The sequence below is a fragment of the Paenibacillus baimaensis genome (genome assembly GCF_025567575.1).
This window is the reverse complement of record NZ_JAOQIO010000095.1, coordinates 269973-285783: the sequence shown is the minus strand read 5'-3', so window position 1 is coordinate 285783 and position 15811 is coordinate 269973. Positions and strand designations below refer to the sequence as shown.

Annotated in this window: 17 protein-coding genes; 14 read left to right on the top strand and 3 right to left on the bottom strand. The window is 47.0% G+C overall.

Annotation, left to right across the window (positions count from 1 at the left end; all coding sequences use genetic code 11):
- The first annotated feature begins 77 nt into the window (after positions 1-77).
- The 3 genes from OB236_RS27600 to OB236_RS27590 all read left to right on the top strand — a co-directional run bounded on the left by OB236_RS27600 (position 78) and on the right by OB236_RS27590 (position 3507).
- Positions 78-1091, top strand: a complete 1014-nt coding sequence (locus OB236_RS27600) for a thiamine pyrophosphate-dependent dehydrogenase E1 component subunit alpha (RefSeq protein ID WP_076227817.1) — start codon at positions 78-80, stop codon at positions 1089-1091.
- The gene (locus tag OB236_RS27595; protein ID WP_076227815.1) at positions 1091-2074 is read left to right on the top strand and encodes an alpha-ketoacid dehydrogenase subunit beta; all 984 of its coding nucleotides are present in this window, start codon (positions 1091-1093) and stop codon (positions 2072-2074) included. Before OB236_RS27600 ends, OB236_RS27595 begins: the two co-directional genes overlap by 1 nt.
- A gap of 77 nt (positions 2075-2151) precedes the next feature.
- Positions 2152-3507 (top strand): dihydrolipoamide acetyltransferase family protein, encoded by a 1356-nt coding sequence (locus OB236_RS27590; RefSeq protein ID WP_262686806.1) that lies wholly within the window; start codon positions 2152-2154, stop codon positions 3505-3507.
- 11 nt (positions 3508-3518) lie between these two features.
- On the opposite strand, the gene prli42 is transcribed toward OB236_RS27590, so the two are convergent.
- Positions 3519-3614, bottom strand: coding sequence for a stressosome-associated protein Prli42 (prli42, locus tag OB236_RS27585; protein ID WP_179097345.1), 96 nt, complete (start codon positions 3612-3614; stop codon positions 3519-3521).
- A 72-nt stretch (positions 3615-3686) separates the two neighbouring features.
- Between prli42 and OB236_RS27580 the strand changes: the two genes are divergently transcribed.
- Together OB236_RS27580 and OB236_RS27575 are read left to right on the top strand one after the other, a co-directional pair.
- Positions 3687-4823 carry a M20/M25/M40 family metallo-hydrolase gene (locus OB236_RS27580; RefSeq protein ID WP_076227810.1) on the top strand — a complete coding sequence of 379 codons (1137 nt, stop codon included), beginning with the start codon at positions 3687-3689 and terminating at the stop codon, positions 4821-4823.
- 210 nt (positions 4824-5033) lie between these two features.
- Positions 5034-6215: a DUF3866 family protein gene (locus OB236_RS27575; RefSeq protein ID WP_262686805.1), complete on the top strand. Its 1182-nt coding sequence runs from the start codon at positions 5034-5036 to the stop codon at positions 6213-6215.
- On the opposite strand, the gene mciZ is transcribed toward OB236_RS27575, so the two are convergent.
- A complete protein-coding gene (gene mciZ, locus OB236_RS40180; protein WP_076227806.1) occupies positions 6145-6360 on the bottom strand; it encodes a Z-ring formation inhibitor MciZ in 216 nt (71 codons plus the stop codon). The two genes, OB236_RS27575 and mciZ, sit on opposite strands and share 71 nt — an antisense overlap.
- 212 nt (positions 6361-6572) lie before the next feature.
- Here mciZ and OB236_RS27570 point away from each other — a divergent pair, with 212 nt between their 5' ends.
- The 4 genes from OB236_RS27570 (at position 6573) to fur (ending at position 9710) form a co-directional block, all read left to right on the top strand.
- Positions 6573-7133, top strand: coding sequence for an NUDIX domain-containing protein (locus OB236_RS27570; protein WP_262686804.1), 561 nt, complete (start codon positions 6573-6575; stop codon positions 7131-7133).
- 1 nt (position 7134) lies between these two features.
- Complete coding sequence (locus OB236_RS27565; protein WP_262686803.1) at positions 7135-8409, top strand: endonuclease Q family protein; 1275 nt, start codon at positions 7135-7137, stop codon at positions 8407-8409.
- A gap of 69 nt (positions 8410-8478) precedes the next feature.
- The gene (gene spoIIM / locus OB236_RS27560; RefSeq protein ID WP_076227800.1) at positions 8479-9120 is read left to right on the top strand and encodes a stage II sporulation protein M; all 642 of its coding nucleotides are present in this window, start codon (positions 8479-8481) and stop codon (positions 9118-9120) included.
- A gap of 140 nt (positions 9121-9260) precedes the next feature.
- Positions 9261-9710, top strand: a complete 450-nt coding sequence (fur, locus tag OB236_RS27555; protein ID WP_076227797.1) for a ferric iron uptake transcriptional regulator — start codon at positions 9261-9263, stop codon at positions 9708-9710.
- An 86-nt stretch (positions 9711-9796) separates the two neighbouring features.
- Here the strand turns inward: fur and lepB are convergent, their stop codons facing one another.
- Positions 9797-10345 (bottom strand): signal peptidase I, encoded by a 549-nt coding sequence (gene lepB / locus OB236_RS27550; protein ID WP_076227795.1) that lies wholly within the window; start codon positions 10343-10345, stop codon positions 9797-9799.
- 178 nt (positions 10346-10523) lie between these two features.
- Between lepB and ald the strand changes: the two genes are divergently transcribed.
- From ald to deoB, 5 genes are all read left to right on the top strand, one after another.
- Entirely contained in the window at positions 10524-11678 is a 1155-nt protein-coding gene (gene ald, locus OB236_RS27545; protein ID WP_262686802.1) for an alanine dehydrogenase, read from the top strand.
- A 356-nt stretch (positions 11679-12034) separates the two neighbouring features.
- Complete coding sequence (locus OB236_RS27540; RefSeq protein WP_076227791.1) at positions 12035-12268, top strand: DUF4227 family protein; 234 nt, start codon at positions 12035-12037, stop codon at positions 12266-12268.
- A 100-nt stretch (positions 12269-12368) separates the two neighbouring features.
- The gene (gene xerD / locus OB236_RS27535) at positions 12369-13280 is read left to right on the top strand and encodes a site-specific tyrosine recombinase XerD (protein WP_262686801.1); all 912 of its coding nucleotides are present in this window, start codon (positions 12369-12371) and stop codon (positions 13278-13280) included.
- Positions 13281-13425: 145 nt separating this feature from the next.
- Positions 13426-14508, top strand: coding sequence for a GTPase domain-containing protein (locus OB236_RS27530; protein WP_076227787.1), 1083 nt, complete (start codon positions 13426-13428; stop codon positions 14506-14508).
- Positions 14509-14581: 73 nt separating this feature from the next.
- Positions 14582-15766: a phosphopentomutase gene (deoB, locus tag OB236_RS27525; RefSeq protein ID WP_262686800.1), complete on the top strand. Its 1185-nt coding sequence runs from the start codon at positions 14582-14584 to the stop codon at positions 15764-15766.
- Positions 15767-15811: the final 45 nt, after the last annotated feature.

Below are 15811 nucleotides of genomic sequence, written 5' to 3'. Positions count from 1 at the left end.
TTGAAACGGTTTATAATATATATAGTGCCAAGTATTAGTACCTGGTATTAAGTTTATTGTGGAGAGGGGTTACGTCCATGTCCATCGGACAATTGATGAAGCACCGCAAGCTGGGATTATCAGATGAACGCGCAGTTGAGATGTACACATATATGCAAAGAGCAAGAAAGTTTGACGAACGCGGCTTTTTATTGCAGCGCTCTGGCAAGATCGGATTTCACGTATCAGGTATCGGACAAGAGGTTGCGCAGGTTGCCGCCGCTTTTGCTTTGGAGAAGGGCAAGGACTATTTTCTTCCTTACTACCGTGATTATGGATTTGTACTTTCGGTTGGAATGAGCTTAAGAGAATTGATGTTATCCGTTTTTGCCAAGGCTGAGGACCCCAACAGTGGGGGGCGCCAAATGCCGGGTCATTTTGGACACAAGAAGCTGAACATTGTGACGGGCTCAAGTCCTGTAACGACGCAGGTTCCTCATGCGGTTGGTTTTGCGTTGGCTGCCAAGATGAAGAAGCAGGATTTCGTCGCTTTCGCTACCTTTGGTGAAGGCTCCAGCAATCAAGGTGACTTTCATGAAGGCTGCAATTTTGCCGGTGTTCATAAGCTGCCAGCGATCTTCATGTGCGAAAACAATCAGTATGCGATTTCCGTACCGCTGCATAAGCAAATTTCCGGCAGCATTGCCGAGCGGGCACTGGGATATGGCTTTCCAGGTGTTAAGGTTGATGGAAATGATGCGCTTGAGGTGTATCGAGTCATGAAGGAAGCGCGTGAACGGGCTGTTCGCGGGGAAGGTCCGACTTTGATCGAGGCAGTTATGTATCGTATATCGCCACACTCTACATCCGATGATGACATGCTGTATCGTTCGAAGGAAGAGGTCGATGAGAACCGGGCAAAGGATGGCATTCCTTTATATCGTAAATATCTTGTCGATTGCGGGCTGTGGAGTGATGAGCAGGAGGAAGAACTGCTGGAGCAGCTGAAGCTGGAAATAAACGATGCTACGCATTATGCTGATCAGGCACCATTTCCTTTGCCTGAGGATACGCTGCGCCATGTGTATGCAGAAGAAGGGGAGGTGCGGTAATGGCGGTTATTACTTATTTGGAGGCCATCCGTTCCGCCATGCAGGAAGAGATGGAACGCGACGAGAATGTGTTCGTATTGGGCGAGGACGTTGGCAAGGGCGGCGTACTGAATGCTACTAAAGGGCTGCGTGACAAATTTGGTGAAGAGCGGGTTATGGATACGCCCTTGGCAGAATCTGCGATAACAGGTGTAGCTATTGGTGCTGCCATGTACGGGATGAAGCCCATTGCTGAAATGCAATTTGCTGACTTTATATTTCCGGCAACCAACCAAATTATTAGCGAAGCGGCACGCATACGTTACCGATCCAACAATGACTGGAATTGTCCTATTGTTATTCGTGCTCCGTATGGTGCTACAGGAGGCGGCGCTCTGTATCACTCGCAGTGTCCGGAATCGGTTTTTTTCGGAACTCCTGGATTAAAAATGGTTGCACCTTCTAATCCCTACGATGCAAAGGGACTGCTGAAAGCTGCCATTCGTGATGCGGACCCTGTTCTTTATTTTGAGCATAAAAAATGCTACCTGGGCATTACGGGAGAGGTTCCGGAAGGCGATTATGTAGTGGAAATCGGTAAAGCGGATGTAAAGCGGCAGGGAACTGATATTACGGTGATCTCCTATGGCATCACGGTGAATTATGCACTGCAAGCGGCAGAAGAGCTTAGTAAGGAAGAAGGCATTAGTGCTCATATTCTGGATCTGCGGACACTTCAGCCACTGGATAAAGAGGCAGTTCTTGAAGCAGCTGCCAAAACCGGTAAGGTGCTGATTATCCATGAGGATAACAAAACGGGTGGCGTTGGTGCTGAAGTATCGGCAATTATTGCCGAAGAAATGCTGTTTGAGCTGGATGCTCCCATCCGAAGATTATGTGCACCTGATGTCCCGGCTGTTGGTATGAATCCGCCAATGGAGAAGTTTTACTTACTCAGCTCCGACAAAATCAAGGAAGCTATGCGGGAGCTTGCCTTATATTAGGTTATGCTTGAAGAAGGCTTTCTTAATAGAAAGCCTATCCTGTGCTTCCCACGGAAAACTTTTAGGAGGGAAACCCAATGAATCCAAACACACGAGGAACCGAAGTGACTGTTCCGCATCTGGCGGAAAGTCTTGTTGCGGCGACCATCGGTAAATGGCTTAAGCAGCCCGGTGATTACATAGAGGAATATGATGCATTATGTGAGTTGATTACCGAGAAGGTAACTACAGAAATGCCTTCGCCCATCGCAGGGCGTCTGGTACAGATTCTGGTAGCAGACGGTGAGACAGCTGCAGTAGGTGAAGCGATATGCCTGATTGAAGAACCGGCCAGCCTCCAAAGAGAGAACGCGACTACAACGCCTAAACCATCCCAGTCAGCTGCCAGCAGCGTGAATCATGTGTCTGAGGCAGCGGATACGAGTATGCGGAGCCGTTATTCACCTTCAGTGTTAAAGCTTGCAGGAGAGTATGGCATTCGTCTTGAAAATGTTCAAGGCACAGGCTTAGGCGGTCGTATCACGCGTAAGGATATTGAAGAGTATGCCAGCAAGCAGAATACGCAAGTGGCGGGTGCGAACCATCAGGCAGCAGAGCGCTCATCTGGAAATGCAGCGGCTGAGGAAGCGGAGCAGCTCAAAACACGTAGAAATATGGTGAGAACGACAGGTATTCACCTCTCTGAGAATCCGACCTTGCCCAAGATTGAAGTGGAGGAGCCAACCGGAGAACCGGGGAATGAATATTTTATCGATGTGACTCCGATTCGTAATATGATTGCAAGCCGGACTCGCCAGAGTGTGAGCGAAATCCCTCATGCCTGGACGATGATCGAGGTTGACGTTACGAATCTGGTACAGCTCCGTAATAAGCTGAAGGATGATTTCAGAAAGCAGGAAGGGATCAACCTGACTTATCTTTCCTTTTTGTTGAAGGCTGTTGTCAGTGCCCTTAAAGATTTCCCGATCATGAACTCGGTATGGGCCGTGGACAAAATAATCGTGAAACGCGATATCAATCTTACGCTTCTCGTCGGGACGGAGGATTTTGTCGTCAACCCTGTCATTAAAAAGGCTGATCAAAAAAGCATTGCCGGTCTAGCCCGGGAAATCGACGAGTTGTCCCGAAAAGCCAGAGCCGGCAAGTTGACGCTGAGTGATATGCAGGGTGGTACGTTTACGGTCAATAACACAGGTGCTTTTGGTTCCATATTATCCTACCCGATCATCAATTACCCACAAGCGGCGATTGTAACCTTTGAATCGATTGTAAAAAAACCGGTCGTTATTCAGGATATGCTTGCTGTACGTTCCATGGTCAACCTGTGCTTGTCCCTGGATCATCGGATTCTGGACGGTGTTATATGCGGCCGATTCCTGCAGCGGATTAAAGAGAACCTGGAGTCGTATAACCAGGAAACCAAATTGTACTAGGTGATAGGTTCCTACAAAAACGAGTTTAAGGAAAACAATATGGTGGACAATAGCATGGAAGCTAACATTGCGTAAATAATAATTTTGAATACCAGTTTGTTGCGCATGAAGTTCAACTCCTTATATGGGCTTGATCGTATAATTCTATTTTAACTTAAATCATGCTGAGGAGGAAAGAGATGATTCAGGAAAAAAGATTGGTATCGGAATTCATTGAGTTGGTTCAGGTGGATAGTGAAACTAGGTTCGAGCAGGAAATTAGCAAGGTCTTGAAGCAAAAGTTTACAGCACTTGGGTTAAAGGTTGTGGAGGATGATGTAGCGGCCCAGATCGGACACGGCTCCGGCAATCTGATTTGCACATTGGCAGCAACAACGGATGCTAAGGTTCCGAGATTATTTTTTACCTCGCACATGGATACAGTAACACCAGGAAAAGGTATCAAGCCACAGATTGGTGAAGATGGAATTATCCGCAGTGATGGAACCACGATTCTTGGCAGTGATGATAAAGCAGGCTTAGCCGCGATGTTCGAGGCTATTCGGGTGCTGAAGGAGCAGAACATCAAGCATGGGCAAATTCAGTTCGTCATTACGGCAGGCGAGGAAGCCGGATTGAAGGGTGCTCGTGCCATGAGTCCGAGCTGGATGGAAGCTGATTTTGGCTATGCGCTGGACTCCAATGGAAATATCGGAGATATTGCCGTAGCCGCGCCTACACAGGCCAAAATCATCATAGGCTTTTCCGGACGTTCCGCACATGCCGGGGTTAACCCAGAAGCGGGTATCAGTGCTATAACGGTTGCGAGCAAAGCCATTGCACGGATGCCGCTTGGACGTATAGATAAAGAAACAACGGCTAATATCGGTCGATTCGCAGGTGGTGTGAATGGCGCAACGAATATTGTCGTAGACCATGTAGAGCTTGAGGCCGAGGCGCGCAGTATCGTTCAGGATAAGCTGGATCGCCAAGTGGAGGCTATGCGCAAGGCGTGTGAGGAAGCCGCGGCAGAGATGGGGGCTAAGCTTAACTTTCATAGCGAGTTGATCTATCCGGCATATATGTTTGACGAAGAGGCACCAGTCGTGAAGCTTGCTATGAACGCAATGAAGAAAATCGGTCTAAGTCCTACAACCTTCCACTCCGGAGGAGGCAGCGATGCCAATGTTTTCAACGGTATGGGCGTTCCTACCGTGAATCTGGCCGTTGGATATGAGCATATCCACACGACAGCAGAGCAAATCGCTATTAAGGATATGGTGAAGGTAGCAGAAGTAGTGGTTCAAATTATTAAAGATGTAGCAGAACAGCAATAATCCACAACACCACGAAAATCGTATACAAGCAAACCGTCATTCCAGTATCTGGATTGGCGGTTTTTTTTGGGTTGAATTCGATTTCTTGTTGCTCGCGAAAGCTTCAATAAATGTTGTGTTGCAATCATTCGAACTGCGAGTCCTTCATATAGTTAATACACAGTGCTGGAATATGAGTCGTACATGAAAGCTGTAGGAGGGTGAACACAAGTGCAATGGGAGATTGCTATAGTGACTCAGATCTTGGAACACCGCCATGGTTTGCAAGAGCTAAATGTCAAGATGCAGAATGGATCTGTTAGCAAAGCAATTCACTATACAGACGATCATTGTCAGGTGACAGTCAACGATCAAGTGCTGCTGAATACAACAGCTGTTTCGTTAAAATTGGGTACAGGAGGGTATCATATTGTCCATGCTGCTATGCCAAGAAATGGCGAAGAAACTTGTGAGGCAAATGCCTTAAGTGCATTTGAACAAGTCGAGTGTCATTCATGCCTATTCGATTCCAAACCGATAGATCGTAGCCGCGGACATATTATGAAGCTGCGGTATACATCACTGCAGCGTCCGGTACTCGCGGTTGAGGAGCCGGCTAGTTCATATCACACGATGTTTAAGCACAGGCAATCACTGCAGGGGGTGCCTGTGCTTATCGGTGAGCTGCACAGTATGCTGCCTGCTGCGGTATGCCGGCTTCAACAGCTTTCGCGCGAATCCGGAATCGCCTGCCGTATTGCCTATGTCATGTCGGATGGCGGGGCACTGCCGATTGCATTCAGCCGTCATATAGCCGAGCTGCGTAAGCTGAACTGGCTTGTCGGTACTGTTACATATGGTCATGCTTATGGAGGTGATGTAGAAGCCGTTAACAAATATACAGCGTTATTGGCTGCCAAGCATGTATTACAGGCCGATATAGTAATCGTTACGATGGGACCGGGAAGTGTTGGTACAGGTACGAGGCTGGGCTTCAGCGGATTGGAGACAGGAGAGCTCATGAATGCCTCAATAGCATTGGGTGGCTTCCCATGGCTTATTCCCAGAATCAGCTTTGCCGACTCACGTCCCAGTCATCACGGGATCAGCCATCATACCTTAACCGTTTTGCAAGATATCGCTGCTGCCCGATGCAGAGTGGTTCTACCTGACCTTCAACACGAGCAGGGTGCGTACCTTAGGCAGCAAGCAGAACAAGCATTGTTATCACACAAGCACGAGCTTGAATGGCGTATTCCTGTATCTGGGTCCTTGTGGGAGGCCGCTGTAGCCCCGTATGCCTTATCTATACTTACAATGGGTAGGGGATTGTCGGCGGATCCTACATATTTTGCAGGAATAGGGACGGCTGTGGAGGCTGCATGGGACTATTGGCTGGAGACACGGAATTAGTATGGGTATAATCGGTTTGTTCTGCCAAATACGTCAAAAGACTCGTGTCCTCGGAACGCTTCCGTTGCGCCAATTGCAAATATCTACGAATTTCCCATACTTGTCCCACCATACTAATTTGCTTTTCGGATACATAGGTTTTCATGATCTTGTCCCTCTTTTCCGGTAAAATAGGATCTTTACACCGTATGTGCTGCCGGGAGCAATTATGTCATTTATTTATATTGGAGTCGACGGACCCTGCTATATAACAAGGATGTGACTATGATATAATGAAACCTTAAGTCAAGTATCTGTTACAAGTGTCTGTTATTAGTATTACAGCAAATTGAGTTATTTAAAACGGAGGAATCATCGATGTCGCAAATAAATAATAATAAATTTGAAGAAGTTACCCTTTCTACCCAACCGATTTTTGAAGGTAAAATCATTTCGCTTCAGGTGGATACAGTCCGCCTTCCTAACGGCAAGACAGCTACACGCGAGATCGTCAAGCATCCGGGAGCAGTAGCCGTATTAGCTTTAGTGGACGATAAGATGCTCGTAGTGGAGCAGTATCGCAAACCGCTGGAAAGAAACCAGATCGAAATTCCAGCAGGCAAGCTTGATGCCGGTGAAGATCCGTTGGAAGCGGCCAAGCGGGAGTTGGAAGAAGAGACGGGGTATCGCTGTGATACAATGAAGCTGGTGTGTTCGTTTTACACTTCCCCGGGCTTTGCCGATGAAATCATTCATTTGTATGTGGCCGACCAGCTAACCAAAGGTGACGCCCATCTCGATGAGGACGAATTTCTTGACGTGGAGAGCATCACGCTCGAGCAAGCTCAGCAATACATGCGTGAGCAGCGGATTAGCGATGCCAAAACGATTACCGCTGTGTATGCATGGCAGGTATATAAGCTGACAGGAAGCTTCTAAGATGGAACTGAGATCGTTTTACGCAGACCTTCACATTCATATTGGACGAACTGAAGAAGGACAGGCCGTAAAAATTAGCGGGTCCAAGGATCTGACGTTTTATAACATTGCCCGTGAAGCATCTGATCGTAAAGGGATGGATATGGTAGGTATCATCGACTGTCAATCCCCTGCTGTTCAGCGGGAAATGCAGCATTATCTGGATAAAGGCGAAATGGAGGAACTTGCTGAAGGTGGGATTCGTTACCATCATTCAACGGTCATCTTAGGCAGTGAGATAGAGATTCGTGATCCTGGTATGGGCACTGCGCACTTGTTGGCTTACTTACCAACACTGGCTAAGATGCAGGAGTTTACACGTTGGATGTCCCAGCATATGAAAAATGTAGGGCTCAGCTCGCAGCGGATCTATGTTCCTGCCAAGGTACTTCAGGATGAAGTTGTGGGCCGCGGTGGATTACTGGTTCCTGCACATATCTTCACTCCACATAAAAGCATGTACGGTAGCTGTTCCACACGGATGGAGCATGTGCTGGATCTGGACAAGATTGCTGCTGTTGAGCTGGGCTTAAGCGCTGATTCGGACATGGCTGGAGTGATATCGGAGCTTGACCGATATACGTTTCTGACCAATTCGGATGCACATTCCTTGGCCAAAATCGGCCGTGAATACAACGTGCTGCAGCTGGCGGAACCGAATTTTGAAGAGCTGCGTAAAGCCTTGGCGAACCAGGATGGGAGATCTGTGTTAGCTAATTATGGCCTGAATCCTCGTCTTGGCAAGTATCACCGAACCTACTGCTCAGCATGCAGTACGATTTTAGATGAGCGGGAAACGACTGTTGAGCGGTGCATCTTTTGTGGCAGCAAGAAAGTCGTACGCGGCGTGATGGATCGTATTCTGGACATAGCGGATCGTTCACTGGCTGCTGACAGTGCATCGACAGATTCATCAGCTAAGAATGTAATGACCGAACCGCCGAGCCGACCTCCTTATCACTATCAGGTGCCTTTGGAATATATGCCTGGCCTCGGTCCCAGAAAGCTGAATCTGCTATTGGAGCAATTCGGAACAGAGATGCGTGTATTGCATCATGTTACCCATCAGCAATTGCTGGAGACGGTGGGTGAGGATATTGCTGATTTCATCATCCAGGCCCGCGAGGATAAGCTGACTCTTCAGACAGGCGGTGGGGGGCAATACGGTAAAGTGGTGAAGCATTCACGTGGTAAAGCTGTAGATACTCAGGCAATGGTTCACACCGATAAATCCTAGCCAGTTAGTCATAACAAATGCTGTCTCCTCATATGCTTGTACTATAAACGTGCAAGGGGGGCCAACACCATGAACCGTAATCGTTCAATGGAGCTCTATATGAAAGAGCATCTGTCGCTGTATATTTTTGTCGGAGTGATTTTTCTTACAGGTGTTGTTTTCGGAACCGTGATGGCGGGGGCGCTGTCTTTGGAGCAAAAGCAGGAGATTATGCGCTTCATAGGCAATTTTTTTTCATCGGTGGAGCAAGGGGCCTTGGCGGATGTCAGAACTACCTTCCTCCAGTCATTCGGTTTGCATATGAAGTGGATTTTAATTATATGGGTGCTGGGTATGTCCGTAATCGGGCTGCCATTAATCCTTATCCTTGATTTTTTAAAAGGGGTGCTGATCGGCTTCAGCGTCAGTTATCTGGTCGGGCAATTTGCCTGGAAGGGTCTTTTGTTTGCTCTTGTATCGATTGCACCGCAAAATTTGATCGTCATACCTGCTTTATGGGTGTGCAGTGTGACTGCAATAGCTTTTTCCATCCATTTGGTCAAAAATCGGTTGATGGTTCGAAACGGGATGTTTTATGAGCCTTTTATGCGTTATGCTGGAACTATTTTACTCTCCGGCTTGTTGCTGGCGGGTGTCGCAATGTTCGAAGCTAGCGTTTCACCGATTATGATGAAGTGGGTAACACCCATGCTGATTACGATGACTCCGTAAATGTTTGACTTTCCGGCATTCCTCCCCCTATAATATAAGATGAAGCCCAGCAGATTTCCCGGTCTATTTTGTTATGTATAACGGGATGCAATAGCTTATGTAGCAGGTTTTGTTGTCGCAAAACCCGTAGGGGGAGGAACATGGAAGCTCGCATCGAAAAAATTAAGCAGCAGCTCCAATCACATGGCTATAAGCTAACTCCTCAACGAGAAGCTACGGTTCGTGTGTTGTTGGAAAATGAAGAGGATCATCTTAGTGCCGAGGATGTGTTCATGCTCGTCAAAGACAAGGCGCCTGAAATCGGCCTTGCAACCGTATATCGCACACTTGAATTGTTGAGTGAACTGCATGTGGTTGAAAAAATGAATTTCGGTGACGGAGTAGCCCGTTACGATCTTCGTAATGAAAGTAATCGTCATCATCATCATCATTTAATCTGTGTGCAGTGTGGAACTGTGGATGAAATCATGGAAGACTGGCTGACAGAGCTGGAAGAGCGAGTGGAGAGCGAGTACCGCTTTAAAGTTCTCGACCATCGATTGGATTTCCAGGGTATCTGCCATCGCTGCCGTGACAAAAACAATTCATAATATCAAACAAAACCTTCTCAGCTTGCTGCTAAACAGGCAAGTGTGAGAAGGTTTTTTGCCGCCATCATGCGGTTTATTTCTGTTTCTTACATCTTGGTTCCGAGTACGTGGTCCAGTGGAATAAATCCAATGCTGCGACTGTCTTTGCTGTTGTTGCGGTTATCACCCATGACAAAAAGATGTTTGGCGGGAACTGTGATGGAGTGCTCGGACGTATAGTTCATTTGCTCGTTCAGGTAAGGCTCGTCCAATGCGACCCCATTGCGAAATACCTTATGGTCTTTAAATTCAAGCACATCACCTGGCTTGCCGATGACACGTTTAATATAAAAGCTGCGGTCACTGTTTCCTGTAAATAAAGTAATTAAGGGATGCTCGGCTAAATCATCAATCAGATTGCGTGTGCGGTCTACACGGCTGTCAATAATGACGATATCCCCGTATTTGGGTTCTTGATTCAAGGTGTGCGAGATTTTGGAAACGAAGATGCGCTGTTCGTCATGAAGGGTTGGGTCCATAGAATGGCCGAGAACATTAGTCGGTTGAATAATAAATACTCCAATTAACATTGCACAACCAAAAGCTATTCCGATCGAACTAACCCAGCTGCGGAGCTCTGAAGTTATTTTTTTCATAAATAGAGCCAATTCCTTTCGGTTGCTATGATGAATATTAAAAGTATAACACGCTGGAGACTCCAATTTCAAAGATTGCGAATACACTTAAAATAAGATTAATTGACGGGCAAATAGGGGAAATTAGGGTGATTAGGATTTCATAAGCTGGCTGATCTTTCGAGAGGAGTTGGAATCAATGACAGGACATCACAGCATCATAGGGGTACCCAAGGAAATCAAAAATAACGAAAATCGTGTCGCGTTAACACCAGGAGGCGCAGCTTATCTGCATGTGCAGGGGCATCGGGTACTGATGGAATCAGGGGCCGGCGAGGGTAGTGGATTTACGGATCAGGACTACTTGAATGAAGGTGCAGAAGTACTGGATCAAGCAGCCGATGTATGGGGCCAAGCCGATATGATTATGAAGGTCAAGGAGCCATTGCCAGAAGAGTACGGTTTCTTTAGAAAGGATTTGTTACTGTTTACCTATTTGCATTTGGCTGCCGAGTCGAGGCTAGCTGAAGCGCTAATTAAGTCTCATGTAACCGGAGTTGCATACGAAACGATCCAGATGACGAACGGAAGCTTGCCATTGCTTACTCCGATGAGTGAGGTAGCAGGAAGGATGTCAGTTCAGATCGGAGCGCAGTTTTTGGAACGGTTAAATGGGGGAAGGGGCATATTGCTGGGGGGAGTTCCAGGCGTGCCGCCTGCTGATGTCATTATTTTGGGTGGAGGGGTTGTAGGAACCAATGCGGCCAAGATGGCGATGGGGCTTGGGGCTAATGTCCTCATTATTGATCGCAGTACAGATCGGCTTCGCTATCTGGATGATGTGTTTCAAGGAAGACTCCGTACACTGATGTCCAGTCCCTACAATGTTGCGAGCGCTGTAAAAAGAGCAGACTTGTTAATCGGTGCTGTGCTGATACCTGGCGCACGAGCGCCAAAGCTGGTTACCGAGCAAATGGTTCAGCAAATGAAGCAGGGCTCGGTAATAGTCGATGTGGCTGTAGATCAAGGAGGTACCATAGAAACCATCGATCGGGTAACTACGCATAGCGATCCTGTATACGTCAAGCATGGTGTTATCCATTATGCTGTGGCCAACATGCCTGGAGCCGTACCTAGGACGTCTACAATGGCGCTGACGAATGTCACGTTGGCTTATGCTTCCGAGCTCGCCGGGAAGGGGCTTGGAGAAGCGATACGCGTACATCCTGAGCTGCGACCGGGTGTGAATACTTTCCAGGGGCATGTTACGCATGCTGCAGTTGCTGACGCATTGAAGCTACCGTGGGTAGAGCTGGATAGCCTGCTGTCTGGTGATCAGGACAAGGGAACATAAATGTGGACAGGAAGGCATAAAATGAGAGTGAGAAAGTTTGATGAATAAAGTGAATGGTGAATAAGTGCCGCTGCGCGGCCAGAGTGTTCTTCCGATCGCTGTTGTTTTCGAATTTCCTGATTGTATAAATGATGTATAGGTTGAAATTCGAAAACAAAGGCGAGCGCTCCGCTTCTCCAGAACACACCTGCCACTCCGCGTTCCACTCACCGAACTTTTAAAAAAGTGATAGAAGGAGAAGTTTTGCTTTGCAAAACTTGCAGGAATGCAACGTATCCCAATCACTAAGCTTTGCTTATGCCAATCTCAGCTTACGCTATGCAAGCTTCCTAATAAAACTCACAGGAGGTCATCCTATGATCATTTATGTTCGCGACTGGTTAATTCGGGGGAAGTATATTTTGTTTTTTTTAGTGCTGACTTCAATTTTGTACCATATGATGCTGTTTGTGACCGAATGGATCAAGCCGGTGGAGAAGTATAAGGAGCCGGTCGGCGGATCGGTGAAGGTATTTCAAAACCATACCAAGCTAACGGATCAGGGGCCTATGGGTGAGCGCTTGAAGCTGTTTTATTGGCTTGGCGAATAAGCTTTTGACAAAATAAGAAGGATTCTGATCTTCCATGTTGAATTTGTTCTAGACAGTAAGAGTATGTGGTATAGGGTTGACAATAGGAAGGGAATTTTGCATGAAAAACCAATTGCATGATTTTGTACATTTTTTGTCCGAAGAGCGGGGACTGTCGAAGAATACATTGGAATCCTATAAAAGAGATATTTCCCAGTATCTCGATTATCTTGGTGAACAGGGATTTTTGACATTGAAGGACACAAAAAAATTACATATAGCTAATTATTTGCTGCATTTAAAGCAGCTGGGACGAGCGACAGCTACCCAATCCCGAACGGTGGTGTCCATTCGCGCGTTTTATCAATTTCTTGTGCGCGAGCGTATCGTTGATCAAGATCCTACGATGCAGCTGGAAATTCCCAAGCTGGAGAAGCGAGCACCGAACGTACTGACGATCGGGGAGATGGAGTCGCTGCTGGACTCCCCACTGACGAATACACCTAACGGGATGCGCGATAAAGCGATGCTGGAGCTGCTGTATGCAACCGGAATTCGGGTCTCGGAGCTGATTTCTCTGGATGTGGACAATGTGAATCTCGACGTGGGCTTTATTCGCTGTGTAGGAAAAGCATCCAAGGAACGGATTATTCCGCTTGGAGGCATCGCGGCAGAATTCGTTGGCTCTTTTATCAAGATCATGAGACCGAAGATGCTCAAGCAATCCAAAGACGAGCAAGCCTTGTTTGTTAGCCATCTGGGCACGAGAATTACACGCCAGGGCTTCTGGAAAATTATTAAGCGGTATGCCGCAGAAACCAAAATTGTCAAAGAAATTACACCTCATACCTTGAGACATTCGTTTGCGGTGCATTTATTGGAAAATGGAGCGGATTTGCGTTCTGTTCAGGAGATGCTGGGCCATGCGGATATATCAACAACCCAGATTTACATGCAGGTCAACCGTAATAAAATGAAGGAAGTGTACGATCGCGCTCATCCGAGAGCCAAAAGCAAGGAACAGATGCAATAATGTATAATTGATAAAGCAGGCTGCCTATTCCATTAGGTGGCCTTTTGTATAATCTTGGCGGCAGACTCGAAGGATATAAGCGTGTAACGTCGAATCTTAAAGGATTGGGTAATGAACCTACATAATGAGAATGAGGTGATTTCAATTGACAGAGCTGAATCCTGCATCGTTCAACAATATACAAGAAATCATAAATGAGCTGGGCAAGGAAAAAAACACGAAAATCAACATCGCTTTATTCGGTCAGCCAGGCTCCGGCAAATCATCTTTGATCAATGCCATTATCGGTGAGAATGTGGCCGAGGTGTCGACCCGTACAGATACAACAACTGAAGAAGGAAGCGTCGTGTGGGGTGAGGATGATTCGCTGCTATTGACTGATCTTCCGGGTTTTGGAACGAGTCAGTTCCCGGCTAATGAATATTGGCAGCGATTTACATTGGATAAATATGATCTCTTTATTTGCGTATTTTCGGGCAAATTTCATCAGGCTGATGACGAGCTATTTAATAAAATTATAGAAAAAGGCAAGCCGTGTATTTTTGTGAGAAATTACTCGGACACGCTGTTTGATACGAAGAGACTCAAAACAAAAGACGACTTGAAAGCTGAAATTCGCGAAGCGGTGGCTCAGCGCTATGGAGTGGATACGAGGCTTATTTTTACGAGCTGTGTTACCGGTGAAGGGGTCGGGGAACTGATTGAGGAAATTGAGAATAGGCTGTCCGCTTCCAAAAGAGCTAAATGGGAACGCAATGCAAAAGCGTACTCGCTGGATTTTTTGAAGAAAAAAAAAGAAGCTTGTAAAAAGTTCATATCCTTGACGGCCGCTGCAGCTGCTGCAAATGGCCTGAACCCGATTCCGGGGCTGAATATAGCGATCGACATCGGCATTTTGCAGAAGATGTTTATGCAGATCAGAAAAAATTTCGATCTGTCCGAAGATAAGCTGAAGTCGAGGCTGCATCTATATCCGCATCTTGCGAATGTAGCCAATAATATTCTCAAATCGGTATCGACCCAAGGAGTTATTCATTTATTGGAAAAGCAGGCGGGCCACGTAGCAGCACAGCAGCTGTCCAAATATATTCCATTTATCGGACAAGCTATCTCGGCTACGGCAGGTTTTGGCATTACGTATATGGCAGGCAAATCGTATCTGGATAACTGTTATGAAGTCGCGGAAGCTATGCTGAAGGAAGATTTGCATTATTCCATATCTGAATAAGTGCTTTGCAAACGACCCACTGTTTTGCGATAATAGCAAAAAGGTGGGATTTTCACTATTGGAGGTGGCTGGATTGAGTTTTCAACGTATTTGCATCATCGTATTGGACAGTGTTGGTATAGGAGAGCTTCCAGATGCAGTGGCCTTTGGAGATGTGGGAGCCCATACGTTAGGACATATCGCAGATCGTAATCAAGGCTTTGCCTTGCCTCATCTGGAGCAATTGGGACTTGGCCGCATAGCGCCAATTCAAGGCATAGCCGCCGTAGATCAACCCCTTGCTTACTTTGGCAAGATGGCTGAAGCTTCAGTCGGTAAGGACACTATGACAGGACATTGGGAAATTACCGGACTTCGTGTGAGCATTCCATTCAATGTATTCCCGGATGGATTTCCTGATGAATTGCTTGAGCGCTTTGAACAGGAAACCGGACGCAAGGTACTTGGTAATAAACCGGCTTCGGGGACAGAGATATTGGATGAGCTTGGGGAACAGCAGATGGCAACCGGAGATTGGATCGTCTACACCTCTGCGGACAGTGTGTTTCAGCTTGCTGCGCATGAAGAGATCATTCCGCTTGACGAGCTGTACCGAGCATGCGAGATTGCACGCAGATTGACCTTGGAGGAGCCTTACGCTGTGGGACGTGTGATTGCGCGGCCCTACATCGGCAAGCCTAGAGCCTTCAAGCGGACACCGAATCGGCATGACTACGCGGTAAAGCCGCCACAGTCTACTGTTCTTAATTATTTGCAGGAGGCAGGACTGGATTGTATCGCTGTAGGTAAAATCAATGATATCTTTTCCGGGGAAGGCATCACGCATTCCCGTCCGACCAAAAGCAATCTGGATGGTATACAAGCTACAATCGAGCAGCTCAAGCAGCCATTTCATGGCTTGCTGTTTACGAATCTGGTCGATTTTGATTCTTTATACGGTCATCGACGCGATCCTGTTGGTTATGCAGACGCACTCCGGGAATTTGACGAATGGCTGCCGCGCATTATGGAGCAGATTGGACCGGATGACCTGCTTATTTTGACCGCTGATCATGGCAACGATCCGATTCATGCAGGAACAGATCACACTCGTGAATACGTGCCGCTGCTTGCTTACAGCCCGAGCTTTAAACACGGAGGATCGCTTGGCATACGCCAAACCTTTGCCGATCTGGGAGCGACGGTAGCGGATAATTTTGGTACTGCATCGACCGGTAACGGGGTAAGCTTTCTACAGGAATTGAAGACGGACGAATAGTCGTCCTTACATACAGGCTGGACGTGCGAGAACAGATTAATTATA

Excerpts from the sequence above, each read along its gene's own strand:
- OB236_RS27595 (WP_076227815.1), top strand. The coding sequence starts at position 1,091 with ATGGCGGTTATTACTTATTTGGAGGCCATCCGTTCCGCCATGCAGGAA.
- OB236_RS27570 (WP_262686804.1), top strand. The coding sequence starts at position 6,573 with ATGTCGCAAATAAATAATAATAAATTTGAAGAAGTTACCCTTTCTACC.
- OB236_RS27600 (WP_076227817.1), top strand. The coding sequence starts at position 78 with ATGTCCATCGGACAATTGATGAAGCACCGCAAGCTGGGATTATCAGAT.
- OB236_RS27580 (WP_076227810.1), top strand. The coding sequence starts at position 3,687 with ATGATTCAGGAAAAAAGATTGGTATCGGAATTCATTGAGTTGGTTCAG.
- spoIIM (WP_076227800.1), top strand. The coding sequence starts at position 8,479 with ATGAACCGTAATCGTTCAATGGAGCTCTATATGAAAGAGCATCTGTCG.
- OB236_RS27540 (WP_076227791.1), top strand. The coding sequence starts at position 12,035 with ATGATCATTTATGTTCGCGACTGGTTAATTCGGGGGAAGTATATTTTG.
- ald (WP_262686802.1), top strand. The coding sequence starts at position 10,524 with ATGACAGGACATCACAGCATCATAGGGGTACCCAAGGAAATCAAAAAT.
- xerD (WP_262686801.1), top strand. The coding sequence starts at position 12,369 with ATGAAAAACCAATTGCATGATTTTGTACATTTTTTGTCCGAAGAGCGG.
- lepB (WP_076227795.1), bottom strand. The coding sequence starts at position 10,345 with ATGAAAAAAATAACTTCAGAGCTCCGCAGCTGGGTTAGTTCGATCGGA.
- OB236_RS27565 (WP_262686803.1), top strand. The coding sequence starts at position 7,135 with ATGGAACTGAGATCGTTTTACGCAGACCTTCACATTCATATTGGACGA.
- OB236_RS27590 (WP_262686806.1), top strand. The coding sequence starts at position 2,152 with ATGAATCCAAACACACGAGGAACCGAAGTGACTGTTCCGCATCTGGCG.
- fur (WP_076227797.1), top strand. The coding sequence starts at position 9,261 with ATGGAAGCTCGCATCGAAAAAATTAAGCAGCAGCTCCAATCACATGGC.
- mciZ (WP_076227806.1), bottom strand. The coding sequence starts at position 6,360 with ATGAAAACCTATGTATCCGAAAAGCAAATTAGTATGGTGGGACAAGTA.
- prli42 (WP_179097345.1), bottom strand. The coding sequence starts at position 3,614 with ATGCGCAACAAACTGGTATTCAAAATTATTATTTACGCAATGTTAGCT.